Origin of the sequence: Roseateles sp., from assembly GCF_049240545.1 — a bacterium.
Lineage (GTDB): Bacteria > Pseudomonadota > Gammaproteobacteria > Burkholderiales > Burkholderiaceae_C > Paucibacter_A.
Genome location: NZ_JBMLSK010000016.1, coordinates 1 through 2,303, shown reverse-complemented (window position 1 = coordinate 2,303; position 2,303 = coordinate 1). Strand labels below are relative to the sequence as shown.

Sequence of the window (2,303 nt, the reverse complement as noted above, 5' to 3'; positions counted from 1 at the left end):
AAGCGGCGCGTGCGCCGCGTTGGATGATGCCTTCGAGCGCGTCCAGGGCCCGGGCGTTGCCGTCTTCGTCGCGCAGCTTTCGGCCGAGCTCGGCGGCCTTGCGGCGGGTGTCCTGATCGAGTGCGCGCTGCAGCGCAGAGCGCAGCGTGCGCTGGTTCAGCTTCACGAAGGGGACGTGAGCACCTGTGCCAAGGGCGGCAATGCGGCTGCCCCAGAAAGGTTGATCGGCGAAGAAGGAGCAGATGACGGAAGGCACGCCGGACTCGGCAGCCGCGAAGGTGGTGCCGGCGCCGCCGTGGTGCACCACGACCAAGCAGCGCGGGAAGAGCCAGCTGTGATCGACCGAGCGTACGAAGTGCACCCGTGGCCCGGCCAGGGCGCTCACCGCCTCGGTGTCGTTCCAGCCGCCACAGACGATGAAGCGCAGGTCAAGCGACTCAGCCAGTGCGAGCACGTCCCGGCTGAAGGCCTCCAGCGTGGGCATGGGCATGCTGCCGAAGCCGACGTACACCGGCGCAGGGCCCGCGTCGAGCCATGCGGCCAGTTCGGGCGGCGGTGTGGCCTCGCCAAGCCGTGCGCGCACCGCCGCCGGTACGCGGATGGAGCCCGTGGTCACGGCCTGGGCGTCGGCGTCGGCGGGGTGGGGCACGAGGTGTCGGCTCCAGAGCTGCAGCGCCGGCAGGCCCAGCTGTCGCGCGCGGCCCAGGGCGATGGCGGTCTGCGGCGGCAGGCCGAGCTCGCGGCGGAAGACGTTGATGGCGTCGCGGTGGATGGGGAAGGCGAGCTGCCGGAACAGGGCGTAGGTCGCGCGGTTCAAGAACGCGAACGGGAGCTTGGACGTGGCCACCAGCGGGTTCGGGTACTCGCCCGTGGGCTCGGCCGGGATGGTGTGGGCAAAGGTGAACGGCACGCGCAGGTGCTCCGCCAGCGTCACGGACAGCTCTTCGATCAGCGTACCGCCCACGATGACGTCCGCGCCGCGGGCGGCCTCGAGGCCGCTCGCGAAGACATGGGGATCGATCTCGCGTGCGATCTTCGCCACCGAGCCCATGAAGGCCCGTACGTTGCCCGAGCGAAGCCAGCGCTGACCTTCCTCCGACTCGAGGATGGTCTGGGAGTTGCCATGCAGCGGCGCGTACTCGATGCCGGCGCGTTCCACGAAACTCCGCAGGTTCTCGGGCGCCGCCACGCGGGCCTCGAAGCCGCGCTCCCGCAGGCCGGCGGCCAGCGCCACCTGGGGCTGGGCGTCGCCGCGCGTTCCGTAGCTGAAGAAGACGAATCGCATGTCAAGCTCCTTGGGGGGATGGGCCGGTGGATGTGCGAGCGAGGCAGTCGTTGACGAGCCGCAGCAGCGCGTCGCGGGTGTGCGCGAGGCTGAGGCCCCGGTCGCGGCGCAGGAGCTTCCAGGCGTAGACGTCGGTTGCCAGGAGGAGCTGCGCGAGCTGGCCCTGCCGCACCGAGGCGTCGTGCGCCAGCAGCGGGCCGAAGACGCGCTCCAGCCAGGCCCAGTGCAGCGCGCGGCCGGCCTCGGCCATGGCCGAGACCACGGGTATGCGCCCATCGAGCGACAGCGTCCGCATCAGCGTGTCTCCCAGCGGTTCGTACATGCCGAGGATGAAGTCGAGCGCCAGCGCCGGATCCCCTGCGGGCACGCGGTCGCGCAGCTCGGCGTTGTGCTTGCCGGCCGCCGTGAGGAAAGCCTGCGCGAGCCCTTCCTTGCCGCCGAAGCGGCGCTGCACCGTCTTCGTCGTGACGCCTGCCAGGCGCGCCACGTCTTCGATGTGCACGTCGTCGTAGTAGTGCTCGGCGAAGAGTTGAGTCGCCGCCTCGAGCACGCGGCGCTCCGTCTCTTGCGTGGAGTGCGCACGCGCCACCTGCTGGTAGGTACGGCGAGGGCTGGGGAGTTTGGGGACGTGTCGCATAATTTCGTGTCCTACTATAAGACATGAAGTAGCCGGTTGGAAGACTGACAACCCAAAGCCCGGGACGGCGGCGGCCCCGCCTCGCGCCGCATGGACCCGCTGTGCAAGGGCTTGGCGCAGGTCCTGCTCGACATGTCGGGTGGAAGAGGTCCACGTCAGCCAGGGGGTCGGCGCTCCACACCGCCAATGCGCAACGGCGTACGAGCGGATTGGCGACGCCAACTGTGAGCTCTGGGCCGACGAGTTCAACCGCATGCTGAGGGAGTGCTTGCAGCCATAGCGCCGTCGAGAGAACGAGCCTGCCCAGGGCCGGTCGACGGCTCACCTCTCGACTCTTACCTTGGCAGCGAGCAAGAGGTTCTGGCCGTGGACGAAACGATC

The 2,303-nt window shown here is 69.7% G+C and carries 2 protein-coding genes; both read right to left on the bottom strand.

Features of this window, described 5'->3' with window-relative positions; all coding sequences use genetic code 11:
- A partial coding sequence (locus ACOVRJ_RS01035; protein WP_422042053.1) for a glycosyltransferase occupies positions 1-1,285 on the bottom strand: 1,285 nt, incomplete at its 3' end.
- A gap of 1 nt (position 1,286) precedes the next feature.
- Positions 1,287-1,835, bottom strand: a complete 549-nt coding sequence (locus ACOVRJ_RS01030) for a TetR/AcrR family transcriptional regulator (RefSeq protein WP_422042052.1) — start codon at positions 1,833-1,835, stop codon at positions 1,287-1,289.
- Positions 1,836-2,303 lie beyond the last annotated feature (468 nt).